Raw genomic sequence first — 25936 nt, 5'->3', positions numbered from 1 at the left:
CATTCTTGTTGACGAACACGATGCCGCTCAGCACCCGCTGGTCATCCACGCGCGGCTTACCATGGCTCTTGGGAAAGAACGGTCGCAGCCGCTCCATCTGCTCATCCGTCAGCCAAAACAGGTCGCTTATTCCGGTCTCCTTGCGGAGCCTGAATCAGATCGCGATGCTCACATCAATGGGTCCTGACCCTAGACACTTGGCCTGAAGACCTGCACGCGGGGCTCCGCGGTATCGCCATTGGTAGCAACGCGGTGGATCCGTCGCTGCCGGCGAAGGTCCGCGCCTTCGCATGTGCCGCCAACGTCTGGCCTGCCGTGCGTGAGGCCATCTACGACGCAGCACCCGGTCTCAGGGCGTCCGCCAGCGGCGGCGTCAGGTCGGTCGTTTCCGAAGCCGCTAATGCCGCCCAGCTGGCGGGCACGCTCGGCGTCAGCCAGCGCGTCTACGAGCGGATGCGTGGCAACGGGGCTTTCAGTCCGGTCGCAGCCGGCGGCACCATCAACCAGCATCAGCTCTTCGATGCCGCCGACGCCGCGCCGCTGCGCGAACTGCTCGCCGACCGAATCCCGCTCGCCTCGGCATCCGAACGCCTCGACATTCCGCACCACGGCGTCGAGCAGCTCTGCTGCAGCGGCGAACTCACTATGATCACCGACGAGCGCATCGTCGCGGCCATCAAGGCGCGCCACATTTCGAAATCCGGGCTCGACGACCTCGTCACCAGAATCCATGCCAAGGACGCCGCACTCCGAGCGGCGGGTAGCGCGGTCGCGGATCCGGTGCCCATCCTACAGGCGATGCGCACGGTTGGCGGAAGGGAGAAGCCGTGGGCTGCGGTGGTGCTGGCGATGCTGGCTGGCGATCTGCCGTTCGTCGTCGAACATTCGGGGGTTGGCCGCCTGATGAACCGCGTCCGCATCCCCACCGACTGCGTCGGCATGCTGGCTGGAATGACGTTCGACGCCGACGCGCATCGGTCCTTCGCATTCGACCCGCGCATCAACCGTCGCGACGCCGAGGACCTGCTGAACGTCAACCCGACGATGTTCAGCTGCGCGGTCAAAGCTGGTCAGACGCCGGTGTCGGCGGCTGGAACATACGATCGCGCCGACGTCCTTGCGTTGTCGAAAAAGCTGATATCCGGCGGCGAGATCCTCGCCCGGTGGGGGGACGGCGGGAGGAAGATGCCCAAGCCCATGACAGGGACGGATCGCCCCGTCCGGTTCGGCTATCTCGGCTGGTTGCGGAGCGACACCGAAGCCGCCCTATCTAACTTCACTCGATGCGCACTGGGACGGTGACCGCATCTATCTTTGCGTAACCGCATGCTGTGCCGTCCTTGAAGCCAACATACGTCTGATCAAGCCGATGACGCTGATCGTCAGGATGGATCTTCCGAACCGCTCGACCGCGTCGCACTCTTCGGATGCGAAGCAGCAGCGTCTCGCTCAGCAGTTCCTCGATACTGTGATCGCGTTTACGGCACAGGGCGTCGGGGAGATCATGCTGTTCTTCGCAGCGCCCGTCAGCCTCGGCACCGTCTACGATCATCGTGACTTGCCGCCGGTAGCAGTTAATCAGTTCGAGAATGCCGACCCGAGGAGGTTCCCGTGAATGGCATGGATGCCGTTTGACGGGGCGGCGCAGGCCCGCTTAACACTGCGATAATCACTGGAAAAATCGTTAGTGGGTTTCTTGCCGCGAGTGACGTGTCTAAGTGGGTTTCATCCCAAGGGTCTTGATGAACGAGTGACCTTCCCACGAGGAGAAGCGTTGCATGGTTCTAATGGGTCCGATTACTGACATGGATGGTGTAGCGGTTCGCTGGTTTGGCGAAGCGGTTTTCCGTGGCCTTCGACTTCACTCAGGCCGAACGGATGTTGGTATTTGAGGCTTGATCCCCCGCTCCGTTCAGCGCGAGCGAAGTCGAAGGCCAAGCCCCACCATCACCCATCACGGATAGCTGACGGTCTTCGGAATTTCCGGAATCTCGATCCGCTCCAGATCATCCCCCGGCACGGTCGGAAACTCGCGCGCCTTCCATGCCCGCTTGGCCTCCTCGATCCGTTCGCGGCGGGAGGAGACGAAATTCCACCAGACATGGCGGGGCGTCGTAAAGGCATCGCCGCCGCACAGCATCACCCGGCCGCCGCTCTCCGAGCACAGGGTCGCCGCGATCCCCGGCTTCAGGATATAGAGACGCTGCGGCTCCAGCGTCATCCCCTCCAGGCTCGCCTCGCCCAGCGCGCAATAGACGGCGCGTTCCTCGGCCGCCGCGTCGATGGGGATGCTGCCGCCCGGCTCCAGCGCGATGTCGGCATAGATGGTGCCCGCATAGGTCGTGGTCGGCGCACGCTGTCCCCACAGATCGCCCATGATGACACGCGCGGTCGCCCCCTGCCCCTGAATCTCGGGCAGCGCCTCGGCGGGGACATGTTCGAAGGCCGGGTCCATCTCTTCCTGCGCCTCGGGGAGCGCCAGCCAGGTCTGGATGCCCGACAGGACCGGTCCCTGCGGCCGCGCCTCGCTGGGCGAACGTTCCGAATGGACGATGCCATGCCCCGCGGTCATCAGGTTCACCGCACCCGGCTCGATCACCAGATCGCTGCCCAGCGAATCGCGGTGCCCGATCGCCCCGTCGAACAGATAGGTGACCGTCGCCAGGTTGATGTGCGGATGCGGCCGCACGTCGACCCCCGATCCGGGCAGCAATTGTGCCGGACCCATCTGGTCGAAGAACAGGAAGGGGCCGACCATCGTCCGCTCCTTGTTGGGGAGCGTGCGGTGGACCTTGAACCCGCCCAGATCATGGGTGGAGGGCTGCAACGTGCGCAGCAGGAAATCGTCAAACATGGGTGGGCTCCGTGGCGTCGAGCAGCTCGATCAGGTCGGTCGGAAAATAGGGTTCGGTGTGCGCGGCCAGTTCCTCGCGGGTGAACCAGCGCCAGCTTTGCATGACCCGCTGTTCGAGGACGGTATGGCCCGCGCCATTCACCTCATGCGCATCGACATCGACGCGGAAATAGCGTTCATCCGCCTCGACCTCGACACCCTCGATGGTGCGGAACTCGACCTGCCGCCGCGCGACCTGCGGCCCGCAATCGCGGTCTAGCCCGGTTTCCTCCCATAGCTCACGGCGCGCGGCATCCTCGTAGCTCTCGCCCGGATCGACCGCGCCGCCGGGGGTGCACCAGAAGGGCGGGCGGTCGTCGGGGGTGAAGCGGAACATCAGCGTCCGTCCACCCCCATCGACCAGCAGGATGCGCGCGGCGGGACGGGGTATGCGGATCATGCGGCATCAAGCTCCGGATAATGGCGGAAAATTCCGTCTTCATTGAACGCCTGTCGCCGCTCGCTGTCCAGATAGGCGGCGATGCCCGGCAGGCTTCTCACGCGGTCGTGAAGCGCGAGCAGGGCCGGATAATCGCGCTCGACCACCGCCATGCGCCGAGGAAACATGTAGCGCAGCCCCGCGACCAGTTGGAACAGCGAGGTGTCGACGGGCGACCAACGGTCCCCCGCCATCCAGTCGCGATCGCCCAGCGCCTGATCGAAATAGTCCAGGAATTTGGGAATACGTTCGTCGCGGAACTGCGCGGCGGCACGGGCGGCTTCAGGTTTCTGCTCGTGATAATAGGCCATCATCGCGACCGGGTGATGTACGTTATGCACTTCCGCCACCATGTCGCTGATCGTCAGTTGCAACTGGTGGAGCCACACGCGATCGGCCTCGGGCGCGAGATCGTGCCGCTCGGTCAGCCAGTGGAGGATGTTGGCGACCTGCGCGATCGCCTGTCCCCCCACGCGCAGATGAGGCGGAGCGAAGGGCCGGCGATCGCCCTTCTCCATATCGGCGAGCAGCGCCTCGGCGCCCTCCTCCACGCCCCGATCGCGATAGGGCAGACCTGCGGCCTCCAGCGTCAGCCGGACGAACTCGCCGCGTCCCGGCAGGCCGGGCCAGTACCACAGGTCATAGGACATAGGCTTATTCTCCGGGGGTTTTCGCGCTTATCGCCAGCGCATGGATGCGCTCCGACAACAGATCGGCGAGCGCGCGGTTCACCATGCGCTGGCGCGCGACGCGCGACTGGCCCGCGAAAAGCGGCGATTCGACGATCACCCGGAAATGGCTTTCGCCCGTGCCGTCATCGCCCAGATGGCCCCGATGCATCGCGCTTTCGTTGATGACGTCGAGATGGGTCGGCTGGAGCGCCTCGGTCAGACGGGCGTTGATCTGATCGGCGACAGGGGCGGTGGTGATATCGGTCATGGCCCCTATATAGACGGTTTTTCGGGACAAGCGGATAGAAGTGGCGCGTCGGTCGAGCAACGATACCTCCAGGGACAAACCCCCAAAGGACAAGCCGGGCGCCCGGTTTCACGGCCGGGTCGAGAATACCGGCCGCGTCTGCGACCATGCCGGTTGCGAACAGGCGGGCGAGTTCCGCGCGCCGCCGGCGGAAGGGACGCGCAGCGGCGACGGGCCGGGGCAGTTCCGCTGGTTCTGCCTGGAACATGTCCGCGCATTCAACAGCCGCTATAATTTCTTCGACGGGATGAGCGCCGACGAGATTCACCGGGCGCAGCGTCCCTATTCCGGCTGGGAGCGCGAGACGCGTGCCTTTGCGCAGGGCGGCACCGATCCGGGGCCGCGCTGGGCCGATTTCTCCGATCCGCTGGACGCCATCGCCGCCCGCTATCGCCGCGAGACCGCACCCGAGCGCAGCGACGGCAAGCCGCTGTCCGGGCAGGATCGCGAAAGCCTGAAAGTGCTGGGGCTGGAAGCGGATGCGGACCGGAGCGCGCTGCGGCGGCGCTATAGCGAACTGGTCCGCCGCTATCATCCCGACCGCAATGGTGGCGATCGGACCCATGAAGGGCAGTTGCAAAAGGTGATCGCGGCCTATCAGCAATTGCGAAAGGCACCAGCATTCGCATGACCGATCCTCCCCGCTCGCGGGGAGGTGGCAGCGCGTAGCGCTGACGGAGGGGACGTGCCTCATGGTACGTCCTGTGTGGAGAACCCCCTCCACCATGCTTTGCATGGTCCCCCTCCCCGTGCCGGGGAGGATTCTACTTTCGCGGCCCGACCAGCCCGAAGCGGGCGCCCTGTGGATCGCGGGCGGAGAGCGAAAATTCCCCGCCGGGGATTTCCATCGGCCCCTGCTCGACCTGCCCACCATGGTCGCGAATCCGCATCGCCGCCGCGTCGATGTCGTCCACCGCAAAATAGAAGCGCCATCCCGGCTCCTCCCCCGGCGGCGTGGCCATCAGCGCGCCCAGGCACACCGGGCCATCGAACAGAAAGCGATATTCGCCCAATTCGCCCATCGGCATCCCGCCTTGCTGGACCCAACCGAAATGCCGCCCGAAAAAGCCCAGCGCCCGTTCGGGATCGCTGGCGATCCGCTCGTTCCAGACGACATGACCGATCACCGCGCCGCTGCCATGCTCGACAAAGGCGCGGGACGGCCGCTCCTCCTCCGCCGCCATGATATAGAAGGGCGCGCCCAGCGGATCGGCCACAAGCGCCATGCGACCCACGCCCGCCATGGTCCATGCGGGCATCAGCACCGATCCGCCATCCTCCCGGATCGTACCCAGCGACTCGTCGACATCGACCACCGGCAGATAGCCGAACCAGACGGGCCTGCCCGGCGCGCCGTCCGGCCGCCGCATCAGTCCGGCGACCGCCTCGCCCTCCGGCGTCGCAAAAATGCGATAATCGAGATCGACGATACCGCTGTCGCCGACCTGCCAGCCGATCACCGCGCCGTAAAAAGCCTGGGCCGCGTCGACATCGTCGGTCAGCAGTTCGTACCAGGTAAAATTCGCCATATTGCCTGCCCCTCAGCAAGTTTTACGCGACCTATCAACATCTTGGACAGCGACCTTTGCCCGATTCGCCGGCGCTAGGATGATCCCGAAGCCCGGTCCGCGCAATCGCCTCCCCCACGTCCGACGGCCATCTTCGTGCGATGCTTGCCATTGAGTAGGGAGCCGCCATTGGCCTAAGGCGTTAAGCGACGAGACGAGGGCCTGATGACCAACATCCCGAATACGCTTCCCGACAGCCGCGATACGACGATTCTCGATGCACCCGACAAGATGGTGTCGGTGCGCGACCTGTTCGGCATCGACACCGACATGGAGGTGCCCGCCTTTTCGCAGGCCGATGAGCGCGTCCCCGATCTCGATCCCGCCTATGTGTTCGATCCCGACACGACGCTGGCGATCCTGGCGGGCTTTTCGCACAATCGCCGCGTGATGGTGCAGGGCTATCACGGCACCGGCAAGTCGAGCCATATCGAGCAGGTGGCGGCACGCCTGAACTGGCCGTGCATCCGCATCAACCTGGACGCGCATATCAGCCGTATCGACCTGATCGGCCGTGACGCCATCGTCCTGAAGGACGGGCAGCAGGTGACCGAGTTCCGCGAGGGCCTGCTCCCCTGGGCGCTCCAGACGCCGACCGCGCTCGTGTTCGACGAATATGATGCGGGCCGTCCCGACGTGATGTTCGTGATCCAGCGCGTGCTGGAGACCGAGGGCAAGCTGACCCTGCTCGACCAGAATCGCGTCATCCGCCCCAACAAGTGGTTCCGTCTGTTCGCCACCGCCAACACGGTCGGCCTGGGCGACACGAGCGGGCTCTATCATGGCACGCAGCAGATCAACCAGGGCCAGATGGACCGCTGGAACATCGTGGTTACGCTCAACTATCTGCCCGCCGCGACCGAGGCGCAGATCGTGCTCGCCAAGTCGGGTGAATATGACAAGCCTGACGGCAAGCAGCTGGTCGAGAACATGGTCCGCGTCGCCGACATGACACGCAAGGGCTTCATCAACGGCGACATCTCGACCGTGATGAGCCCGCGTACCGTCATCACCTGGGCGCAGAACACGCTGATCTTCGGCGATCCGGGCTTTGCCTTCCGCCTGTCCTTCCTCAACAAGTGCGACGAGAATGAGCGCGCGCTGGTCGCGGAATATTATCAGCGCGTATTCGGCAAGGACCTGCCCGAAAGCGTCGTCGGCCGGGCCTGATTCGCGTGGCGAACGACACACCTCTCGACCGGTTCAAGGCGGTTCTCGGCGGCACGGCGCGCACCATCGCGCAAGAGCCGGAGGTCGAGCTCGCCTTCACCGCCGATGCGCCGACGTCGTCGGGCAAGCATATCCGCGTGCCCATGCCTGGCCGTGCGCTGCCCGCCGATCAGGTGGCGGAGGCGCGCGGTTTCGCCGATGCCTTCGCGCTGCGGCTGAAGCTGCACGACACGGCGCTCCATGCGAAGGCGGCACCGGTCGAGGCGGTGGCGCGTGCTGTGTACGACGCGGTCGAGACGGCGCGGATCGAGGCGCTGGGCGCGCGTGGCTATGCCGGGATCGGCGACAATCTGGCCCATGCGCTCGACGTCCGGTTGCGCTCAGACCCGTTGACGCGAGCGCGCAATCGCGACGAGGTGCCGCTGTCGACCGCGCTGGGTTTGCTCCTGCGCGAGCGGATGACGGGACGCCCTTCGCCCGCCGAAACCGCGCCCGCGCTGGCGCTGGTCCGCGACTGGCTGGAAGGCGCGACCGATCTCGACGCGCTGGCGGGCGCGATGGACGACCAGAAGGCGTTCCAATCGCTGACCGCCAGGATGCTGGCCGACCTCGAACTCGCCGAGCCCCCCGCCGAACCGGAAGAGGCCGACGAAGGCGGCAATGAGGAAGAAGGCGAGGACGAACAGCAGCAGGACGAGAGCGACGAGGATAACGACGAGCAGGGTCAGGGCGAAGGCGAGGTCGAGGCGCGCGCCGAAAAGCGCGACTCGGACAGCGAGGACGGCGAATCGCAGGACCAGAGTCAGGACTCGCTCGACGATCTCGATGGCGAACCCGGCGAGGATGGCGACGAAGGCAGCCAGCCGACCCGCCCCAACCGCCCGCTGATCGATCCGTCGGCGCAGTTCGACTACAAGCCCTGGACCACCCAGTTCGACGAGGTGATCGCGGCCGGCGAGTTGTGCGACGCCGACGAACTGGCGAGGCTTCGCGGCTATCTCGACCAGCAACTCGCGCATCTGCAATCGGCCGTATCGAAGCTCGCCAACCGGCTGCAACGCCGGTTGATGGCGCAACAGTCGCGATCCTGGGATTTCGACCAGGAAGAGGGCATTCTGGACGCGGCGCGGCTGGCGCGCGTTGTGGTCAATCCCGGCCAGTCGCTGTCCTACAAGATCGAGCGGGACACCGATTTCCGCGATACCGTCGTCACTTTGCTGATCGACAATTCGGGATCGATGCGCGGGCGGCCGATCGGCATCGCCGCCATCTCCGCCGATATTCTCGCGCGGACGCTGGAGCGGTGCGGGGTGAAGACCGAGATCCTCGGCTTCACCACCCGCGCGTGGAAGGGCGGCCAAGCCCGCGAAACCTGGCTCGCCGCCGGACGCCCGCCGCAGCCGGGGCGGCTGAACGACATTCGCCATATCGTCTACAAACAGGCCGACGAGCCGTGGCGGCGTGCGCGCAACAATCTCGGCCTGATGATGCGCGAGGGGCTGCTCAAGGAAAATATCGACGGCGAGGCGCTGCTCTGGGCGCATAGCCGGCTGGTCGCGCGGCCCGAGGAGCGGCGCATCCTGATGGTCATCTCCGACGGTGCGCCGGTGGACGATTCGACCCTGTCGGTCAATTCGGGCAGCTATCTGGAGCGGCATCTGCGCCAGGTGATCGGCTGGATCGAAACCAAGAGCCCGGTCGAACTGGTCGCCATCGGCATCGGCCATGACGTGACCCGCTATTATGCGCGCGCGGTGACGATCATGGATGCCGAGCAGCTGGGGGGCACGATCATCGAGCAGCTGGCCAGCCTGTTCGACACAGAATGAGCCGGATCGCGGCCCCAGCGGAAGGGTTTGTCGGGCCGGTCAAACGTTCGATCACCATCGCCGGGCACCAGACCTCGATCAGCCTGGAGCCGGTCTTCTGGACGGCGCTGGAGGACGCGGCGGTAGCGCACGCTTTGCCGCTGTCGGCGCTGGTGGCGGAAATCGACGCGTTGCGGATCACGGCGGACGACCCGCCCAATCTGGCGAGCGCGATCCGGTCGTGGTTGTTCCTTCGTCGTTGAGGCCGGCTCGCCGCAGCGCACATCCCATGCCCCCCGCTCAGCCTGGACGGAGCAAGGGGAAGGGATGGGGCCATGGGCACGGAGCGGTGGCCATGGTTTCGGCCATGGCGGATACTCCAGCCGATTGACGTCATCCGCCCGCTACGGCAGGTCGCGCCGACTGTTTCGGGGTAATTGTGGCCGGACTTTCGCTTCCTCGCATCGGATTGCGCCTCCACCGCTGGCTGGGTCTGGTGGCGGGGCTGATCGGCATGGCGATCGCGCTGTCCGGGGCGGTGCTGGTCTGGACGCCGGCGCTCGACCGGATCGCCGCGCCGGCTCGGTACCGGACGAGCGGCGAGACGCGTCTGGCGGCGCAGGCCTATGTCGCCGCCGCGCAATCCACGCTCAAGCCCGGTCAGCGGATCGCCGGTCTGTCGCTGGAGCGGGGGTCCTCGCCGGTTCTGGTCCGGCTCGACACTCCACGCCGCGATGCGCGCTACCTGCTGTTCCTCGATCCCCCCACCGCGAGGATCCTCGCCAGCGGGGTGCGCGACGATGGGGCGAGCGGCTGGCTTCGCCGTCTGCATGACCGTCTGTTCCTGGGCGATGCGGGACGCCCGGTCGTCGGCGTCATGGGCGTGGCGCTGCTGCTGATCTGCCTGACCGGGCTGGCCCCCCGAGCCGCCGGACGATCGGTCAAGGCCGGGGGGCGGACGATAAGCTGGCACCGTCGGATCGGCTGGTGGTCGATCCTGCCGATCTCCGTCCTGACGCTGACCGGCACCGCGCTCGCCTTTCCGGACGCATTCGCCGCGCTGACCGGAGACTCGGTGGCGTGGCATTCCGACACCGGCGCACCGCCCGTCTCGCGCACCACCCTGTCGGTCGAGCGCGTCGTCGCCAGCGCACGGCGATGGTCGCGCGGTTCGCTGATCGCGATCGACTGGCCGACCGAGCGCTCGCCCGACTGGACGGTGCACTTTGCCGGACGAGCGCCAAATGTCATCAAGGTCGCGGACGATAGCCGGTCCGCCGTGTCCAGCCCGGCCCGCGCGACCCCGCTCGGCCGGTCATGGGTCCAGCGGCTTCACACCGGGCGGGAAATGCCCTGGATCTGGCGCGCCATCGCCTCGGCCGCCGGACTGGCGGCGGCGTTTCTGGCGGGGTCGGGGCTGATCGGCTGGGCGAGGAATAGCCGGGCCGGGCCCCGTCGTCAGACCCGCTCGACCCGCAACAGGTCGGTGGCGTCGAGGCCCAAAAGCTCAATGTGATCGCGGATGCGCGGCCATTGCACCGTCAGGAAACTCTGCCGCTCGGCCGCGCGCAGACGGTCGGCGGCGCCCGGCATCACGAACATGCCCACCCCGCGCCGAACCTCGACATAGCCGTCGTCCTGAAAGCTCTGATACGCCTTGGCCACCGTCAGGGGATTGGCCCCCTGCTCCGCCGCCAGCGCCCGAACCGAAGGAAGCTGGTCCCCCGTCCGATAGGTGCCGTTCAGGATACCCGCCGCGATCGTCCCGCGCAGGCGGATATATACCGGGCTGTCGTCACCGCTAAGAGCTGTCATGCCGGATTAATACAGCATGGGTAGAACAAAGTCGAGAGGGCTATAGGATAACGTTTGCAGCGGCCTGCCCCCGTCATGCGGCCGGACCATGCCAGGTTGAGACGATCCGCGCCATGTCGGGGCGCGGACGCTCGTCGAGCGGACGGCCGGGCGTGCCGATAAAGACGAATCCGACGATGCGTTCCGGCGCCGCCCCGAACGCGTCGCGAACCGCATCCGAAAAGGCGGGCCAGCCGGTCAGCCACCCTGCGGCATAGCCCATGGCATGGGCGGCATGGAGCAGGTTCATGCACGCAGCGCCCGCGGACAATTCCTGTTCCCACATCGGAATATGGCTGTCGGTCCGCGGGCTGGATAGCATGACGACCAGCGAGGGCGCCTGATGCGGGAACTGCTCCAGCGCGGCGATCTCGGTCACGCTCGCCTGCGGCCGCTCGGCACGATAGGCGGCGGTGATGACCTCGGCCAGTGCCGCCCGCGCGGCGCTGGGCACGATCACGAACCGCCATGGGGCCAGTTTGCCATGGTCCGGGGTGCGCGCGGCGATGGCGAGCATGTCGGACAGTTCGGCCTCGTCCGGGCCGGGGGCGATCAGGTCGCGCGGCTTGCCCGATCGGCGGGTGGCGAGCAGGGTCAGCGGGGTCGAACGGTCGTTGAAGGTCCTATCGGTCATGGGATCGATCCTTACGCCGTCGCGCATGATATTTACAGTCGCGGCTTTGGCGTTAGGTTACCGAACCATTACGCCCCCTCGCGTGCCCACGGTGCGCAGGGGGCGATCCCGATGGAGTAAACGCCGGCATGGCGACTGCGTATGAGGCCGCCGCGCGCGGCAAAACGGTTTTGGGGCATCCCCGAGGCCTGTTCCTGTTGTTCTTCACCGAGATGTGGGAGCGTTTTTCCTTCTACGGAATGCGCGCCATCCTGGTCTTCTACCTGACCAAACACTTCCTGTTCACCGACGAACCGGCCTTCGGCATCTATGCCGCCTATATGTCGCTGGTCTATTTCACGCCGGTGATCGGCGGCTATCTGGCCGACCGCTATCTGGGGGCGAGGCGCGCCGTCTTGGCGGGCGGCGTCTTCATCGCCTTCGGCCATTTGCTGATCGCTGCGCTGGAAGGGCCACAGGGGGCGCAGGGCGTCTATCTGGAGGGCTTCTACCTGGCGCTGGCGGCGATCGTGATCGGCACCGGTTTCCTCAAGGCCAATATCTCGGTGCTGGTGGGACAGCTTTATGCGCGCGACGACATGCGGCGCGATCCCGCCTTCTCGATCTTCTACATGGGGATCAACGGCGGCGGCGCGCTGGGGCCGATCGTGTGCGGCGTGCTGGGCGAGACGGTGGGCTGGGCCTATGGCTTCGGCGCGGCGGGCATCGGCATGTTGCTGGGCCTGGTCGCCTTCATCGGGCTGAAGCGCGAACTCCACGGCGCTGGTGAAGCGCCCTCGCTGCCCGCGTTGCGCGCGCCGGTCGTGGCCGGTCTGTCGCGCGAATGGCTGATCTATCTGGGCGGGATCGCCGCGACGCTGGTGACATGGCAGTTGATCCGGCATCAGGATGCGGTCGGTACGCTGCTGATCGTGTTCAGCGTGGGCACCGTGGGCTTCATCCTGTGGCGGGCGGTATTCACCCTGGCCAAGGTCGATCGCGACCGTATCCTCGCCGCGCTGTTCCTGATCGCGCTGTGCCCGCTCTTCTGGGCCTTGTTCGAACAGGCGGGCTCCTCGCTCAACGTCTATACCGACCGCTCGGTCGACCGTAGCCTGCTCGGCTGGACGATCCCGGCCTCGGCCTTCCAGTCGGTCAACTCGATCTTCATCATCCTGCTGGCCCCGGTCTTCGCGGCGGTCTGGACCCTGCTCGCCAAGCGGGGATGGGAGCCGAGCGCGCCGTTCAAGTTCGGCATCGGCCTGGTCGGCGTGGGCGCGGGCTTTCTGGTCCTGGTGGCGGGTGCCGCGCTCTATGCCGGGGCGCCGACGCCGGTGATTTTCGTCATCCTGGTCTATCTGATCCACACCATGGCCGAACTCTGCTTCTCCCCGGTCGGGCTGTCGGCGATGACGCGGCTGTCGCTGCCCAGCATGACCGGGCTGATGATGGGCACCTGGTTCCTGGCGACGGCAGCGGGCAATTTCATCGCCGGGCTGATTGCGCAGGCGACCGGTGGCGAGGGCGCCGGGCCGGACAAGGTGCTCGACGTCTATACGCGGATCGGCTGGTTCTCGATCGGGATCGGCATCGTCGTGCTGATCATCTCGCCCTTCGTCGCCAAACTGATGCATCTCGACCTGCTCAAGACCGAGGGAGCGCTGGCGGGGGACAAGGAACTGGCCGAGCCGGCGGCGGCCGGGATCGATACCCGGCTGGAGCAAAAGCCGCATTGATCGGCGCGGGGCGGTCGAGGAAAGCCCGACCGCCCCGAACACCCAACCTCCGTTGCAGGCTGAGCGAAGTCCCGTGCATTTCGGCTTCGCTCAGTGCGAACGGAAGTGAGGACTAGGGACGCACGGCTCAGAGCCGCGTCATCGCCATCGCCCGCTCGCCATAGCGGGGCCCGGCGGTGCCGCCGCGCGGCGAGGCTTCGTCGAGCTTCGCCAGATCCTCGGCCGACAAGGTGATGTCCGCCGCCTTCATCGAATCCTCCAGCGTAGCACGCCGCTTGGAGCCTGGGATCGGCACGATCTCATCCCCTTGCGCCAGCAGCCAGGCGAGCGCCACCTGCGCCGCACTGGCGTCATGCGCGGCGGCGATCTGCTTCACCACCTCGACGACCTTCATATTCCGATCGAAATTCTCCGCCGAATAACGCGGGTCGTTGCGACGATAGTCACCCTCCGGCAAATCCTCACGCGTGGTGATCTGCCCGGTCAGGAAACCGCGCCCCAATGGGCTGTACGGCACGAAGCCGATCCCCAGTTCGCGCACGACCGGCAGGATGTCCGCCTCGACATCGCGTTCCCATAGCGAATATTCGGACTGGACCGCCGCGATCGGGTGGACGGCGGCGGCGCGGCGGATCGTCTCGGCCCCCGCCTCCGACAGGCCCAGCCGACGCACCTTTCCCTGCTCGACCAACCGCCCCATCGCGCCGACCGTATCCTCGATGGGAACATGGGGATCGACCCGGTGCTGGTAGAAGAGATCGATCGTCTCGACGCCGAGCCGCCTGAGCGAGCTTTCGCAAGCGCGCTGGACATTGGTCGGCGTGGAATCCGCGCCGGTGATTCCGTTCTCGTCATAGCGAAAACCGAATTTGGTCGCGATCACCACCGCGTCGCGCTTGCCGCGAATGGCACGGCCGACCAATTCCTCATTGACCAGCGGGCCATAGACTTCTGCAGTGTCGAACAGGGTCACGCCAAGTTCGATCGCACGGTGGATGGTGGCGATACTCTCCGCCTCGTCCGCCCGGCCATACATATTCGCCCCAATACCTGCCATCGGCATGCAGCCCAGGCCCAGTGCGGAAACCTCGAATTCGGGGCCGAGCGTGCGGTATTTCATCGTGCGTCCTCATCGATGGTGCGACTCATCCGGGCAACGGTCGCGGTCGCGGCAAGGTCCATGCTGACATTGCCAAGCGTCCGGAAAATATCGGGAATCGTCTCGACTGCGATCAACAGCCCCAGGGGCGCGGCGGGCACCCCCAGCGCGACGCAGACCGGCGCGATCGAGGCGAAGAAGGTGATCTGCGCGGGCAGGCTGGCCGATCCCAGCGAACACAGGATCGCGACCACCCCCGCCGCGACGACCGCGGCCATGTTCGGCACGATCCCGAACCAGTCGGCGATATAGAGCGCGACCGCGACGTTCATCGCGGGCTGGGTCGCGCGGAACATCGCGACCGCCATGGGCAGCACCAGTCCGGCGGTGGCGGGGGCGATCCGCATCGCCTTCGCCCCCTCGATCATCGCCGGCAGGCTGGCGAGCGAGCTTTGGGTGGAGATGGCGACCGCCTGCGCCGGGGCCAGCCCCCGAACGAAGCGTCCCACGGGCACCCGCGCCGCCAGAGCCGCCACGCCATAGGCCATCAGGATGACGATGACGCCGATGCTCGCGATGATCGTGATGTAATGCGCCAGCGCGCGGAACGCCCCGCCCCCCGCCGTCGCCCCCACGACGAAGGCCAGCGCGAACACCCCCAGCGGCGCCAGCCATAGCACCCAGCCGATCAGCACCAGCATTGCGTCGCGGATCGCGGTGAACACGCGCAACAGCGTCTCGCGCCCCTCTCCCTCGATCCGGGTGATGGCGAAGGCGAAGGCCAGGGTGAACAGGATCAGCGAGAGCAGCGCATTGTTGGTCGCCGCCGCAAAGATGTTGGTCGGCACGATTCCGGTCACGAATTCGGCCATGGGCGGCGGCGCGGTGACCGGCTCGGCATGGCCCAGTGCCCCGCGCAGCGCCTCCGCCGCACCGCGCGGAATGGGCAGCAGGTGGAGAAGCAAAGGCGTCACCAACGCCGCCATGGTCGCGGTCAGCGTGACCAGCGTCAGGAAGGTCAGGATCGCCCGCGCCGCGATCCGCCCGGCCTGCGCCGCCTGCGCGGTGGCGGTGACTCCGGTGATCAGCAGCGTGACCACCAACGGGATGACCGTCATCTGCAACCCGTTCAGCCACAAGGTCCCGACCGGTCGCGCGATCGTCACCGCGCCATCGGCCACACCCGGCGACCAGGCGCCCGCTCCCACCCCGACGAGCAGGCCCGCGGCAAGACACAGAAGGATCAGGGTGGCGCGCGACATGAGGCCTCTCGGTAGCTTTGAGCTTTTGGAAAGGTCACGCTAAACGGGTCGCAACCTCATAACGTTTCCTCTTTATTCGGCAGGGACCCGGCCGCATGACAAGAAAATATTTCGGCACCGATGGCATTCGCGGCGCGACCAATGGCGCGGTGATGACCGCCGAGATGGCGATGAAGGTCGGCATGGCCGCCGGCGCCTATTTCCAGCGCGGCGATCACCGCCACCGCGTGGTGATCGGCAAGGACACCCGCCTGTCGGGCTATATGCTCGAATCCGCCCTGGTCGCCGGGTTCACCAGCGTGGGCATGGACGTGGTGATGGTCGGCCCGCTGCCGACGCCCGCCGTGGCGATGCTGACCCATTCGATGCGCGCCGATATCGGCGTGATGATCTCGGCCAGCCACAATCCGTTCGCCGACAATGGCATCAAGCTGTTCGGTCCCGATGGCTATAAGCTGTCGGACGAGGCGGAAGAGGCGATCGAGACGCTGATCGAGGAGAAGGTGCCGCTGGCCCCCTCGGGGAAGATCGGTCGCGCCCGCCGGGTCGAGGACGCCGCCGGCCGCTATATCCACTTCGCCAAGTCGACCTTCCCGCAATCGCTGCGCCTCGACGGCCTGCGCGTGGTGATCGATTGCGCGAACGGCGCGGCGTACAAGGTCGCCCCCGCCGCCCTGTGGGAACTGGGTGCGGACGTGGTCGCGATCGGCGTGACGCCCAACGGCATCAACATCAATGACGGCGTCGGCTCGACCGCGCCGCAGACGCTGGCCGAGACGGTGGTGGCAAGCGGCGCAGACATCGGCATCGCGCTGGACGGCGATGCCGACCGCCTGATCATCGTCGACGAAACCGGCACCGTGATCGACGGCGACCAGCTGATGGCGACGATCGCCACCAGCTATGCCCGTGAAGGGCGGCTGGCGGGCGGTGGGCTGGTCGCCACGGTCATGTCCAATCTGGGGCTGGAGCGGCATCTGGCGGCGCAGGGGCTGGGGCTGGTCCGCACCAAGGTCGGCGACCGCCATGTCCTGGAGGCGATGCGCGCGCGCGGCTATAATGTCGGTGGCGAGCAATCGGGCCATATCATCCTGTCCGACTATGCGACGACCGGCGACGGGCTGGTCGCGGCGCTTCAGGTGCTGGCCGAACTCAAGCGCGCCGGCGCCCCCGCCAGCGAGGTGCTGCACCGTTTCGATCCGCTGCCCCAACTTCTCAAAAATGTCCGCTTCGCGGGCGGCAAGCCGCTCGAGCATGAAAAGGTGCAGGGCGTCATCGCCGCCGCCGAGGCCGAACTGACGGGGCGTGGTCGGCTGGTCATCCGCCCGTCCGGCACCGAACCGGTCATCCGCGTGATGGCCGAGGGAGAGGACAGGCGGCAGGTGGAAACGCTGGTCGATCGCATTTGCGACGTAGTGCGCGAGGTGGCCGCCTGATGCTGGAAATGCGCCCCGATTGCGAGCGCTGCGGCGCGGACCTGCCCCCGTCGCAGGGCGGCGCCTTCATCTGCTCGCTGGAATCGACCTTTTGCGCCGAATGCGCCGACGAACTGGACGAGGTCTGCCCCGATTGCGGCGGCGAACTGCTCGACCGGCCGACGCGGATGGGCCGCGTGCTGAAGGCCAATCCGGCCTCCACCCAGCGCCGCTCCGCCCATTGATCCCACCGGGGTTGGACCCGGCCACCCACCCGTTCTATGCGGGACCATCATCTTCAAGGAGTTTCCATGCCCCAGCTCGTCCTGATCCGCCACGGCCAGTCCGCCTGGAATCTGGAGAACCGCTTCACCGGCTGGTGGGACGTCGACGTCACCGCCCAGGGTGCCGCCGAAGCCCGCGCGGCGGGTGCGCTGATGGCCGAGAAGGGTCTCGACTTCGACCTGACCTTCACCAGCCTCCAGACCCGCGCGATCAAGACGCTGAACCTCGCGCTGGAGGTCATGGGTCGCCTGTGGCTGCCGACCGAAAAGCATTGGCGCCTGAACGAGCGGCATTATGGCGGGCTGACCGGGCTCGACAAGGCCGAGACGGCGGCCAAGCATGGCGACGAACAGGTGAAGATCTGGCGTCGCAGCTTCGACGTGCCCCCGCCCCCGGCCGATGCCGGCGGCGAATATGACGTGTCGGCCGACCGCCGCTATGCGGGCATCGACGTGCCCGAGACCGAGAGCCTGAAGGACACGATCGCGCGCGTCCTGCCCTATTGGGACGAACGCATCGCGCCCGCGCTGCGCGACGGCAATCGCGTGCTGATCTCGGCGCACGGCAACTCGCTGCGCGCGCTGGTCAAGCATCTGTCGAACATCCCGGACGACGAGATCACCGGTCTCGAAATCCCGACCGCGCAGCCGATCGTCTATGAACTGGCCGACGACCTGACCCCGACCGATCGTTACTATCTGTCGGAACGCTAAGCGATCGGGAGACGAGGGGCGGTCTGACGTGCGACCGCCTCGCGCGCCGACCTCTTCGCGCCATCGCGGCTTCGCGTGACCATCTGATTTCACGCGAAGCCGCGAAGACACGAAGATTTTTGTTCGCGCGGAGGCGCGGAGACGCGGAGATTTAGTCCGCGCGGCAGGTCTATTGTTCCCATCGGAGCCTGCCATCGTCTTCCGTTCGACAGGGAGGGCTACGCGGCAGCCCAGACCGACACCTCCGCGCCTCCGCGTCTCCGCGCGAACCCGACTCCATCCTCCGTTCAGGCTGAGCGAAGTCGAAGCCCACGCCCCCCGCTCCGGCAAAAACGCCCGCCACCATGCCCGAACGCATACGGAAACTTGCCCCCCTCGCCTCGCCCCGCTAGGCAGCCCGCTTCCCCGGCAACGGGGCCAAAGGGGCTAAGGCGGAACAGCGGATATGACGTCGGTCGGGATCATCATGGGGTCCACTTCGGACTGGGAAACCATGCGGCATGCCGCCGAGACGCTGGAGGCGCTGGGCATCGCGCACGAGACCCGCGTCGTCTCCGCGCACCGCACACCGCAGCGTCTGTACGATTATGCCACCACCGCCGCCGATCGCGGGATCAAGGTCATCATCGCGGGGGCTGGCGGCGCGGCGCATTTGCCGGGCATGGCGGCGTCGATGACGCATCTGCCGGTGCTGGGCGTCCCGGTCGAATCCAAGGCGCTGAAGGGCATGGATAGCCTGCTCTCGATCGTCCAGATGCCGGGCGGCATTCCCGTCGGCACGCTGGCCATCGGCAAGGCGGGGGCGATCAATGCGGGTCTGCTCGCCGCCTCGATCCTGTCGCTGTCCGACGAAGCGCTGTCCGAGCGATTGCAGGCCTGGCGCCAGCGCCAGACCGACAGCGTCGCCAACGATCCGCAAGGGTAAGCCAATGTTGAAGCCGGGCGCGACGATCGGAATCTTGGGTGGCGGCCAACTGGGCCGGATGCTGGCGGTGGCGGCCGCGCAACTGGGCTATCGCACCCATGTGCTGGCCCCGGACGAGGAAAGCGTCGCGGCGCAGACCGCCTCCTCGCTGACCCGCGCGGATTATCACAACAAGGTCGTGCTGGCCGATTTCGTCGCCGCCTGTGACGTCGTCACCTATGAATTCGAGAATGTCGACGTGACGCCGGTCGAATGGCTGGCCGAGCGGTTGCCCGTCCACCCCTCACCTGCCGCGCTTCGCGTCGCGCAGGACCGGATCGCCGAGAAGAGCTTTGTCGAGAAGGTCGGTGGCCGCCCCGCCCCCTGGGCAGAGGTGAATGGCGCCGCCGACCTGACCGCCGCGCTGGAGCGGATCGGCTGCCCCGCCATCCTGAAGACGACCCGCTTCGGCTATGACGGCAAGGGGCAGGTGCTGATCCGCGACCTGTCCGAGGCCGCCGCCGCGTGGGAAGCGATCGGTGGTCCGGCGGTGTTGGAAGGGTTCATCCGCTTCACCCATGAATTCTCGATCCTGATCGCGCGTGGGGAAGACGGGAAGGCGGTCCGTTACGATCCGCCGCACAATGTTCATCGCGACGCGATCCTGCGCACCTCGACCCTGCCCGCGCCGCCCGAAATCGCCGCCCAGGCCGAAGAGGCGACCGCGCTCGCCATCCGTATCGCCGAAGAGCTGGGCTATGTCGGCGTACTGGCCTGCGAGTTCTTCGCGACCGAGAACGGCCCCGTCTTCAACGAGATGGCGCCGCGCGTGCACAATTCGGGGCACTGGACGATCGAGGGTGCCGAAACCTCGCAATTCGAGAATCATATCCGCGCGATTTGCGGCCTACCCCTGGGCGATACGTCGCTGACCGGCACGCGAGTACAGATGGACAACCTGATCGGCGACGATGCCTGGGAAACCGCTCTGACCGAAAAGGGTGCGCACTTGCACCTCTATGGCAAGGGCGAGGCGCGGCCGGGGCGCAAGATGGGGCATATCACGCGCGTCACGCGGTGAAGGCGACCCGCTATCGTCGGGCGTCGAAGGTCACCGGCACCAGCACCTTGGGCTGAATGACCTGATCCCCCTTCATGACCGGGCGGAGGCGGAATTGCGGATAGAGGCTGAGTGCCGCCGTCCCGAATCCGCGCCCCTTGGGTTTTTCGGCCGCGACCGAGCAGCTTTTGGGCCGACCGGGCGTAGGCACGACGCAGAGCAGCACCGCGACGCCGCTGATGCCGCCGCTTCGCGCCATCTTCGGAAAGGCCGCATCGATCACGGCCTGTGGCGGCTTTTCGATCCATTCGGCCAGCGCAAAGCGTAACCGTCCGTCGCCCGGTCCATCGCCGTCGCCACGCCCATTGCCGGTGCCTCGCCCTTCCCCACCGGTGCCCTGGCCGCTGGCGATGCCCGCGCCACGTCCATCCGACAATGCCGTCCCGATACGCAGCGACGGTTCGGCGCTGACCCCCGCGGCCGGGGCGGGCAGGTCGACCATATCGAAGTGCGCCGTCGCGACCGCAGCGGGGGCGGCTTGCGGCGCGGCGGGGGCAGGCGCAGGACGAGGCGATCCGCCGCCGGCCGTCGGGCGCACCGCCAGGCTTTCGCGCTTGACCGGCGCGGGCTCGATCGGTGGCGGTGGCACGGATAGGGGTGGCGGTTCGGGCAAAGGCGGCACATCGAACAAGGCCAGCGACGACCACCGAGAATCGTCGATCCGCCGAATTCGCGATTGCCCCAGGATCAACAGCGCCACGATCGCAGCATGGACCGCCACCGTGGCGACGACAGCCGCCAGCCGCCGCCACTTGTCCTGCCGGATCCGAACGCCGCCCTGCATCGCGATAATCTCCCGGATGGGAGGATCACCGTGATACCGGCGCCGGTCAAGCCCTGGCCCACTCCTCCCCGATCCGGCGCAGCACGTCGAGCGGCACGCGGCCATGGCGCAGCACGGCGGTGTGGAAGGCCTTCAGATCGAACGCCGCGCCCTTCTGCTTCTTCGCCAGGTCGCGAATGTCGACGAAGACCGAATGGCCAAGCTTGTAGCTCGCCGCCTGCCCGGGATTGACGCAATAGCGTTCCACCTCGCGCGTGGCGAAGCCCTCCGCCTCGCCCTCGGCCTCGACGAAATGGCGGATCGCCTGTTCGCGGGTCCAGCGCAGATGGTGAAGCCCGGTATCGACCACGCAGCGATTGGCGCGGAACAGCAGGAACTTCAGATAGCCCAGCTGCCCCAGCGGATCGTCGTCATACATGCCGATCTCGTCCGCCAATTGCTCGGCATAGAGCGCCCAGCCCTCGCCATAGCCCGAAAAGCCGTTGATCTTGCGGATCAGCGGCAGGCGCGTGTTGGACAGGGCAAGGCCGCCCTCCATCTGATGCCCCGGCAGCCCTTCGTGATAGACGGTCGTCGCCAGACAGAATTTGGGCCAGTCGGCGCTGTCCTTCAGGTTGAAATAGACCAGCCCCGGCCGCGAACCATCGATCGCGGGCGATTGCGCGAAGGCCGCCGCCGCGCCCGCCTCGGTCTGTACGGGAACGCGACGCACCTCGAAGCCATATTGCGGCAGCCGCTCGAACACCTGCGGCAGGCGGGTGCGGATCGCGTCCAGCCGTTCGTTGCAATAGGCGATGGCGGCGCGCTTGCCCTCATCGGTATTGGGATAAAGCTGGTCGGGATTCTTGTAGAGCGCGGCCATGCGCTGGCCGACCGTCCCCTTGGTAAAGCCCTGTTTCCGGAGCAGCGCGTCCAGCCGGGCGGACAGCATCGCCGCCTGGTCGCGGCCGAAGCGGTGGACTTCGTCGGGCGAGAAGCCGGTCGTCGTATTGGCTTTCAGCGCGACCGGATAATAGGCCGCCCCCTCGCGCAGCTTCCACACGCCCGCGTCATGGGTGGCCTTGGCGCGCAGGGACTTGGCATAGGCGATCTGCCGGTCGAGCGCGGGGAGGATTTCGGCCTCATGGATTTTGGCGGCGGCCTGCGCATAGCCGTCCCCCAACCCCTTCTCGGCGGCACGGCGGGCGAGCGACTGGACGACCAGCGCCTGGTCGGCGGGCTGGCGGGTCTTGCCCATCTGTTCGAGCGCGAGGTCGAGGATGAAGTCGGGCGGCACCACGCCCTGTCCCGCATCGTGGCGCATCCGATCGGTCTGCGCATCCATCTGGGTCGCGAAAGCCCGAAGCCGCATCAGATAAGCGTCGGCATCGCCCGCCGTCGCGATCTTGTGCTTGGTATCGAGGAAGTCGGGGACCGACTGATAGGCGCCCGACAGTTGCGACACGACATAGGGGCTGGGGCCATAGGAATAACCGCCAAAGTCGAACGCCTGCACCGCCTCCGCCGAGCGGCGGGTGTAGAGGATCGATTCCAGATCGATCCGCTCCTCGGGCGACAGCGTGGCGGGATCGATCGCCTGAAGGCGGGTCAGATCGGCCTTGGTCGCCGCCTTGGCCGCCGCGATCCCGGCGGGCGACTGGTCGGACAGCTTGCTGCGCAGATCGGCATTGGTGCCGGTGTCGAGGCCGAGATTGGTGGCCCCCTCCGGACTGCGGCGAAGCTGTTCCTGGACCAGCGTGTCGAACAGCGCATTCAACCGGGTCGGCTGTGTCGTCTGGGCGAGGACAGCCTCGCTGTTCGCCGCCACGGCCAGCGCCGCCGTGCCTCCCAGGAAATATCGCCGGTCGATCATGCTTGTCCCCTTTTTGGTTATCGGGACAGCGTAACGGGATTTGCCGGGAATTGAACCGGTTATGTGGTGGGGTTGCTCCCTTGGGCTTCGACTTCGCTCAGCCTGAACGGCTGGTGGGAATGGGGTTGGATACCTCACCCTGGTCAGGCTGAGCGAAGTCGACGCCCATGCCCCACCCAACGAAAAGGGCGGCGCGTCCATCCCGACGCACCGCCCTTCCCCAAATCATGACGGCCAGGCTCAGCCCGCCCGCGTCCCCGACAGCGGGAAGCTGCCGAACGCGCCCGCGCCCACCGATCCGGTCAGCGTGTCGCCATCGGCGGTCGCTTCGCAATCCAGCGTCATCGGCATCGGCGAGCTGATCGACATCTTCCAGCTGATCGTGTTGCCAGACACATCACCCTCGATGTCCATCGCCCCCATCTGGCCGCCGCCCGAGCCAGTGAAACGATCGCCCTCGGTCCGGACGGTCAGGGTCATTTCCTGATCGCCCAGCGGCGACTTGACGGTGCAGTTCCAGGTGCCGTCGATCTCGGCCATTCCTACTCTCCCTTATGATCCGGCACTTATTGCCCGACGAGCGCGGACGCCTCGACCACCTCGACGGGCAGGCCCAGCGTATCGAGCTGGGGCTTCACCGCCTTGGCGTCGCCGACCACGACCCAGACAAAGTCCTTGGGGTTCAACGCCGCCTGGATCGACTTGTTCAGCTCGGGCAGGGTCATCGCCTGATAGCGCTGCGTGATAGTGGCGTAATAGTCATCGGGCCGACGATACAGGTCGTTGGCCTGCATCGCCGACAGCACCGCGTCGGACGTCTCGAAATTGCCCGACAGCGAGCGGATCGCGCCGGTGATGGCGCGGTCGAATTCCACCTGGTCCATCGGTTTGCTGGTCAGGAATTCGGTCACGTCGGTGCGCAGCGCGTCGATCGACGGGCCGGTCTTGTCCGCCTGAACCGGGGCCGACATGATATAAGGCGCCGCGAATTCCGAGGTCTGGAAGCCGCCCCGCACGCCATAGGACCAGTGCTTGTTCTCGCGGATGTCGGTGTTGATCCGGCTGAGGAAGCTGCCGCCCAGCGCGTCGTTGGCGGTATTCTGGATCAACAGATTGTCGATCCCCTTCAACGGCGTCGGCGCGCCCGCCAGGATCATCGACTGTGGGCTGTCGGGCCGGTTGATCAGCACGATCTTGGGTGCCGAGGGCTGTCCGGCGGTGAAGTTCTTCACGCCCGCCGCGCCGGTGCCGCGCCAGTCGCCGAACGCCCGGTCGAGCGCGGCCTTCACCTCGGCCAGCGGGCGGTCGGACGTGACGAAGATCTTCGCCTTGTCGGGACGCAGCCAGGCCTGCTGGAACGCGATCAGGTCGGCGCGGGTCATCGCCGCCACCGCACGCGGATCGCCCGCCCCCTGCGCCTTGGCATAGGGGCTGGTCGGTCCATAGACGAGCGGCGGCAGGACGCGGCTCGCCAGCCCCTGCGGGCTGGTGAGTTCCTGCTTGATCCCCGCCAGCGTCTGCGCCTTGACCCGCGCCAGTTCGGCATCGGGGAAGGCCGGGTTGCGAATGATGTCGGCATAGAGATCGAGCGCGGGCACCAGATTGGCGCTCGGCACGTCCAGGCCCACGGTGGTGCGATCGTTCGACGCGCTCGACCCGATCGACGCGCCCAGCCGTTCCTGCGCCTCCGCGATGGCGATGGTGTTCAGGTGCGTCGTGCCCTCGTCGAGCATCGACTGCACCATCCGCTGCGTCCCCAGCTTGCCCGGCACGTCGGCCGCGATCCCGGCGTCGAACGACATGGCGATCTGGGTCACCGGCACGGCGGTGCGCTGCGCATAGATCAGCTCGATCCCGTTCGCCAGGCGGCTGCGCTCGACGGTCGGGAAGCTCAGCGGCTTGACCTGACCGACATCGGGCAGAGCCCCGCGCGTGCCCTTGACGGGCTGGTCCGGGGCGGCGGGCACGTCGGCGCGCGGCGGCACCTTGGCCTCTTCATAGGCGTCGCGTGCGCCCGGCACGACGGTCAGCGTATAGGCCGGACGCGACAGCCATTTGTCCGCCGCCGCCTTCACGGTCGCCGGGGTCTGCGCCGCGATCGCCATCAACTGCTTCTTATACTTGCCCGGATCGTTCGAGTAGAGCGCGCCCTCGGCCAGCGCCACCGCCTTGCCGCCGAAGCCGCCGACCGATTCCAGCCCCTGGACACGCCCCGAAACATAGCGGGTCACCGCACGCTGAACCTCGTCGGCGGTCGGGCCGTTCTTCAGGAAATCGTCGAGGATCTCTCCCATCCGCTTGTTGACCAGCGCCGGGTCGACGCCGGGACGGACGATCGCCATCATGTTGAACATGCCGACCTGCGAGAAGACGCGGTCGCTGGTCGAGACCTGCACCGCCAGCTTCTCCTGCTTGACCAGGATATTGTCGAGCCGCGACGAGGCGAGCCCGCCCAGGATCGAAGCGGCGACGACCAGCGGCGCGCTTTCGGGATCGTTCAGCCCCGGCACCGCCCAGTTGCGGCTGATCATGACGGCGGCGACGCGGTCCTTCATCTCCTCGTTGACGGGCGCGGGCAGCGTCGGAATGGCGACGGTGGGCAGAACGCTCTTGGGGCCCGGCTTGATCGCGCCGAAATACTTCTCGACCAAAGGCTTGGCAGTCGCGACATCGATGTCGCCCGCCAGTACCAGCACCGCATTGTTCGGGCCGTAATGCTGCCGGAACCAGTCCTTGACCGTGTCGAGCGACGCGGCATCCAGATCCGCCATCGAACCGATGGTGCTGTGGGCATAGGGATGCCCGGCGGGGAACAGCCCCTCCAGCACCTTATATTGGGTCAGGCCATAAGGCTGGTTGTCACCCTGGCGCTTCTCATTCTGGACGACGCCGCGCTGCTCGTCGAGCACGCCTTGCGTCACCGCGCCGAGCAGATAGCCCATGCGATCCGATTCCAGGAACAGCGCGCGGTCGAGCGCGGCGGTCGGCACCGTCTCGAAATAATTGGTCCGGTCGAAATAGGTGGTGCCGTTGTAATCGGTCGCGCCCACCGACTTGAGCGGGGCGAAGAAATCGCCCGGCGCGTTTTCCGATCCGTTGAACATCAGATGCTCGAAGAGATGCGCGAATCCGGTCTTGCCCTTGGGCTCATGCTTCGATCCGACATCGTACCAGACGCTGACCGCGACCACGGGCGCCTTGCGATCGGTATGCACCACGACGCGCAAGCCGTTTTGCAGGGTGAAGCTCTGATAGGGGATGTCGACCGCCTTCACGAGCGTCGAAACGGGTGCGGCCTTTGCCGTGGCGGCCGATTTGGCGGGTGCCGCTTGGGCCAGCACGGCCTGGGTCGGCATGACGAACGCAAGGGTGGCGGCGCCGGTCAGCGCCACAAACTTGATACGCATTTCTCTTGAGTCTCCCCACTCATCTGTGAAGCGAAC

General features: G+C 66.7%; 26 protein-coding genes and 1 pseudogene. 13 read left to right on the top strand and 14 right to left on the bottom strand.

The features are described from left to right. A pseudogene (locus NZL82_RS04920) lies at window positions 1–130 on the bottom strand (IS5/IS1182 family transposase); the annotation flags it as partial. A gap of 122 nt (window positions 131–252) precedes the next feature. Here NZL82_RS04920 and NZL82_RS04915 point away from each other — a divergent pair. After that, window positions 253–1302, top strand: a complete 1050-nt coding sequence (locus NZL82_RS04915; RefSeq protein WP_261268642.1) for a hypothetical protein — start codon at window positions 253–255, stop codon at window positions 1300–1302. Next, window positions 1211–1615: a hypothetical protein gene (locus tag NZL82_RS04910; RefSeq protein WP_314732871.1), complete on the top strand. Its 405-nt coding sequence runs from the start codon at window positions 1211–1213 to the stop codon at window positions 1613–1615. Before NZL82_RS04915 ends, NZL82_RS04910 begins: the two co-directional genes overlap by 92 nt. 339 nt (window positions 1616–1954) lie before the next feature. On the opposite strand, the gene NZL82_RS04905 is transcribed toward NZL82_RS04910, so the two are convergent. The 4 genes from NZL82_RS04905 to NZL82_RS04890 are packed head-to-tail and all read right to left on the bottom strand — an operon-like array spanning window position 1955 to window position 4271. Continuing rightward, window positions 1955–2854, bottom strand: coding sequence for a pirin family protein (locus NZL82_RS04905; RefSeq protein WP_261268641.1), 900 nt, complete (start codon window positions 2852–2854; stop codon window positions 1955–1957). Further along, window positions 2847–3293 carry an NUDIX hydrolase gene (locus NZL82_RS04900; RefSeq protein WP_261268640.1) on the bottom strand — a complete coding sequence of 149 codons (447 nt, stop codon included), beginning with the start codon at window positions 3291–3293 and terminating at the stop codon, window positions 2847–2849. Before NZL82_RS04900 ends, NZL82_RS04905 begins: the two co-directional genes overlap by 8 nt. Then, window positions 3290–3982, bottom strand: a complete 693-nt coding sequence (locus NZL82_RS04895; RefSeq protein ID WP_261268639.1) for a glutathione S-transferase — start codon at window positions 3980–3982, stop codon at window positions 3290–3292. Before NZL82_RS04895 ends, NZL82_RS04900 begins: the two co-directional genes overlap by 4 nt. 4 nt (window positions 3983–3986) lie before the next feature. Continuing rightward, entirely contained in the window at window positions 3987–4271 is a 285-nt protein-coding gene (locus NZL82_RS04890) for a BolA family transcriptional regulator (RefSeq protein WP_261268638.1), read from the bottom strand. Between the two features lie 40 nt (window positions 4272–4311). Here NZL82_RS04890 and NZL82_RS04885 point away from each other — a divergent pair, with 40 nt between their 5' ends. Then, complete coding sequence (locus NZL82_RS04885) at window positions 4312–4941, top strand: J domain-containing protein (protein WP_261268637.1); 630 nt, start codon at window positions 4312–4314, stop codon at window positions 4939–4941. Window positions 4942–5074: 133 nt separating this feature from the next. On the opposite strand, the gene NZL82_RS04880 is transcribed toward NZL82_RS04885, so the two are convergent. Further along, window positions 5075–5839: a VOC family protein gene (locus NZL82_RS04880; protein WP_261268636.1), complete on the bottom strand. Its 765-nt coding sequence runs from the start codon at window positions 5837–5839 to the stop codon at window positions 5075–5077. Window positions 5840–6043: 204 nt separating this feature from the next. Between NZL82_RS04880 and cobS the strand changes: the two genes are divergently transcribed. From cobS to NZL82_RS04860, 4 genes are all read left to right on the top strand, one after another. Beyond that, window positions 6044–7048, top strand: coding sequence for a cobaltochelatase subunit CobS (cobS, locus tag NZL82_RS04875; protein WP_261268635.1), 1005 nt, complete (start codon window positions 6044–6046; stop codon window positions 7046–7048). Window positions 7049–7053: 5 nt separating this feature from the next. After that, a complete protein-coding gene (gene cobT, locus NZL82_RS04870) occupies window positions 7054–8877 on the top strand; it encodes a cobaltochelatase subunit CobT (RefSeq protein WP_261268634.1) in 1824 nt (607 codons plus the stop codon). Beyond that, window positions 8874–9119, top strand: a complete 246-nt coding sequence (locus NZL82_RS04865) for a ribbon-helix-helix domain-containing protein (protein WP_261268633.1) — start codon at window positions 8874–8876, stop codon at window positions 9117–9119. The genes cobT and NZL82_RS04865 overlap by 4 nt, the downstream gene beginning before the upstream one ends. A gap of 176 nt (window positions 9120–9295) precedes the next feature. Further along, window positions 9296–10372, top strand: coding sequence for a PepSY domain-containing protein (locus tag NZL82_RS04860; protein ID WP_261268632.1), 1077 nt, complete (start codon window positions 9296–9298; stop codon window positions 10370–10372). Here the strand turns inward: NZL82_RS04860 and NZL82_RS04855 are convergent. Together NZL82_RS04855 and NZL82_RS04850 are read right to left on the bottom strand one after the other, a co-directional pair. Next, window positions 10315–10671 carry a GntR family transcriptional regulator gene (locus NZL82_RS04855; RefSeq protein ID WP_261268631.1) on the bottom strand — a complete coding sequence of 119 codons (357 nt, stop codon included), beginning with the start codon at window positions 10669–10671 and terminating at the stop codon, window positions 10315–10317. The genes NZL82_RS04860 and NZL82_RS04855 overlap by 58 nt on opposite strands. A gap of 73 nt (window positions 10672–10744) precedes the next feature. After that, a complete protein-coding gene (locus NZL82_RS04850) occupies window positions 10745–11344 on the bottom strand; it encodes a nitroreductase (RefSeq protein ID WP_261268630.1) in 600 nt (199 codons plus the stop codon). Between the two features lie 128 nt (window positions 11345–11472). Here NZL82_RS04850 and NZL82_RS04845 point away from each other — a divergent pair, with 128 nt between their 5' ends. Next, the gene (locus tag NZL82_RS04845; protein WP_261268629.1) at window positions 11473–13059 is read left to right on the top strand and encodes a peptide MFS transporter; all 1587 of its coding nucleotides are present in this window, start codon (window positions 11473–11475) and stop codon (window positions 13057–13059) included. A gap of 127 nt (window positions 13060–13186) precedes the next feature. Here NZL82_RS04845 and NZL82_RS04840 read toward each other — a convergent pair whose 3' ends face one another. Further along, on the bottom strand, window positions 13187–14179 hold the full coding sequence (locus tag NZL82_RS04840) for an aldo/keto reductase (RefSeq protein WP_261268628.1): 993 nt from the start codon (window positions 14177–14179) through the stop codon (window positions 13187–13189). Next, a complete protein-coding gene (locus NZL82_RS04835) occupies window positions 14176–15420 on the bottom strand; it encodes a dicarboxylate/amino acid:cation symporter (protein ID WP_261268627.1) in 1245 nt (414 codons plus the stop codon). The genes NZL82_RS04840 and NZL82_RS04835 overlap by 4 nt, the downstream gene beginning before the upstream one ends. Before the next feature lie 95 nt (window positions 15421–15515). Here NZL82_RS04835 and glmM point away from each other — a divergent pair, with 95 nt between their 5' ends. From glmM to NZL82_RS04810, 5 genes are all read left to right on the top strand, one after another. Further along, window positions 15516–16856 carry a phosphoglucosamine mutase gene (glmM, locus tag NZL82_RS04830; protein WP_261268626.1) on the top strand — a complete coding sequence of 447 codons (1341 nt, stop codon included), beginning with the start codon at window positions 15516–15518 and terminating at the stop codon, window positions 16854–16856. Further along, entirely contained in the window at window positions 16856–17080 is a 225-nt protein-coding gene (locus NZL82_RS04825) for a DUF1272 domain-containing protein (protein ID WP_261268625.1), read from the top strand. The genes glmM and NZL82_RS04825 overlap by 1 nt, the downstream gene beginning before the upstream one ends. A gap of 66 nt (window positions 17081–17146) precedes the next feature. Beyond that, window positions 17147–17833, top strand: coding sequence for a 2,3-diphosphoglycerate-dependent phosphoglycerate mutase (gpmA, locus tag NZL82_RS04820; RefSeq protein ID WP_261268624.1), 687 nt, complete (start codon window positions 17147–17149; stop codon window positions 17831–17833). Window positions 17834–18278: 445 nt separating this feature from the next. Next, window positions 18279–18758 (top strand): 5-(carboxyamino)imidazole ribonucleotide mutase, encoded by a 480-nt coding sequence (purE, locus tag NZL82_RS04815; protein WP_261268623.1) that lies wholly within the window; start codon window positions 18279–18281, stop codon window positions 18756–18758. Between the two features lie 4 nt (window positions 18759–18762). Beyond that, a complete protein-coding gene (locus NZL82_RS04810; RefSeq protein WP_261268622.1) occupies window positions 18763–19818 on the top strand; it encodes a 5-(carboxyamino)imidazole ribonucleotide synthase in 1056 nt (351 codons plus the stop codon). Window positions 19819–19828: 10 nt separating this feature from the next. On the opposite strand, the gene NZL82_RS04805 is transcribed toward NZL82_RS04810, so the two are convergent. The 4 genes from NZL82_RS04805 to NZL82_RS04790 form a co-directional block, all read right to left on the bottom strand. Then, window positions 19829–20641, bottom strand: coding sequence for an energy transducer TonB (locus tag NZL82_RS04805; protein ID WP_261268621.1), 813 nt, complete (start codon window positions 20639–20641; stop codon window positions 19829–19831). Between the two features lie 46 nt (window positions 20642–20687). After that, a complete protein-coding gene (locus NZL82_RS04800) occupies window positions 20688–22493 on the bottom strand; it encodes a DUF885 family protein (RefSeq protein ID WP_261268620.1) in 1806 nt (601 codons plus the stop codon). A gap of 240 nt (window positions 22494–22733) precedes the next feature. Further along, window positions 22734–23033: a hypothetical protein gene (locus NZL82_RS04795; protein ID WP_261268619.1), complete on the bottom strand. Its 300-nt coding sequence runs from the start codon at window positions 23031–23033 to the stop codon at window positions 22734–22736. Between the two features lie 26 nt (window positions 23034–23059). After that, entirely contained in the window at window positions 23060–25900 is a 2841-nt protein-coding gene (locus NZL82_RS04790; protein WP_261268618.1) for a pitrilysin family protein, read from the bottom strand. Between the last annotated feature and the right edge of the window lie 36 nt (window positions 25901–25936).

It is taken from the genome of Sphingomonas sp. LC-1 (assembly GCF_025371035.1).
Classification (GTDB): Bacteria; Pseudomonadota; Alphaproteobacteria; order Sphingomonadales; family Sphingomonadaceae; genus Sphingomonas; species Sphingomonas sanguinis_E.
The sequence above is the reverse complement of the archived record's forward strand: the minus strand, read 5'-3'. Positions and strand labels throughout refer to the sequence as shown.

Coding starts and splice junctions, on each gene's coding strand:
- NZL82_RS04850 (WP_261268630.1), bottom strand. CDS start 11,344: ATGACCGATAGGACCTTCAACGACCGTTCGACCCCGCTGACCCTGCTC.
- purE (WP_261268623.1), top strand. CDS start 18,279: ATGACGTCGGTCGGGATCATCATGGGGTCCACTTCGGACTGGGAAACC.
- NZL82_RS04880 (WP_261268636.1), bottom strand. CDS start 5,839: ATGGCGAATTTTACCTGGTACGAACTGCTGACCGACGATGTCGACGCG.
- NZL82_RS04810 (WP_261268622.1), top strand. CDS start 18,763: ATGTTGAAGCCGGGCGCGACGATCGGAATCTTGGGTGGCGGCCAACTG.
- NZL82_RS04905 (WP_261268641.1), bottom strand. CDS start 2,854: ATGTTTGACGATTTCCTGCTGCGCACGTTGCAGCCCTCCACCCATGAT.
- NZL82_RS04790 (WP_261268618.1), bottom strand. CDS start 25,900: ATGCGTATCAAGTTTGTGGCGCTGACCGGCGCCGCCACCCTTGCGTTC.
- gpmA (WP_261268624.1), top strand. CDS start 17,147: ATGCCCCAGCTCGTCCTGATCCGCCACGGCCAGTCCGCCTGGAATCTG.
- NZL82_RS04895 (WP_261268639.1), bottom strand. CDS start 3,982: ATGTCCTATGACCTGTGGTACTGGCCCGGCCTGCCGGGACGCGGCGAG.
- NZL82_RS04825 (WP_261268625.1), top strand. CDS start 16,856: ATGCTGGAAATGCGCCCCGATTGCGAGCGCTGCGGCGCGGACCTGCCC.
- NZL82_RS04805 (WP_261268621.1), bottom strand. CDS start 20,641: ATGCAGGGCGGCGTTCGGATCCGGCAGGACAAGTGGCGGCGGCTGGCG.
- NZL82_RS04865 (WP_261268633.1), top strand. CDS start 8,874: ATGAGCCGGATCGCGGCCCCAGCGGAAGGGTTTGTCGGGCCGGTCAAA.
- NZL82_RS04835 (WP_261268627.1), bottom strand. CDS start 15,420: ATGTCGCGCGCCACCCTGATCCTTCTGTGTCTTGCCGCGGGCCTGCTC.
- glmM (WP_261268626.1), top strand. CDS start 15,516: ATGACAAGAAAATATTTCGGCACCGATGGCATTCGCGGCGCGACCAAT.
- NZL82_RS04855 (WP_261268631.1), bottom strand. CDS start 10,671: ATGACAGCTCTTAGCGGTGACGACAGCCCGGTATATATCCGCCTGCGC.
- NZL82_RS04890 (WP_261268638.1), bottom strand. CDS start 4,271: ATGACCGATATCACCACCGCCCCTGTCGCCGATCAGATCAACGCCCGT.
- NZL82_RS04795 (WP_261268619.1), bottom strand. CDS start 23,033: ATGGCCGAGATCGACGGCACCTGGAACTGCACCGTCAAGTCGCCGCTG.
- NZL82_RS04840 (WP_261268628.1), bottom strand. CDS start 14,179: ATGAAATACCGCACGCTCGGCCCCGAATTCGAGGTTTCCGCACTGGGC.
- NZL82_RS04800 (WP_261268620.1), bottom strand. CDS start 22,493: ATGATCGACCGGCGATATTTCCTGGGAGGCACGGCGGCGCTGGCCGTG.
- NZL82_RS04845 (WP_261268629.1), top strand. CDS start 11,473: ATGGCGACTGCGTATGAGGCCGCCGCGCGCGGCAAAACGGTTTTGGGG.
- cobS (WP_261268635.1), top strand. CDS start 6,044: ATGACCAACATCCCGAATACGCTTCCCGACAGCCGCGATACGACGATT.
- NZL82_RS04900 (WP_261268640.1), bottom strand. CDS start 3,293: ATGATCCGCATACCCCGTCCCGCCGCGCGCATCCTGCTGGTCGATGGG.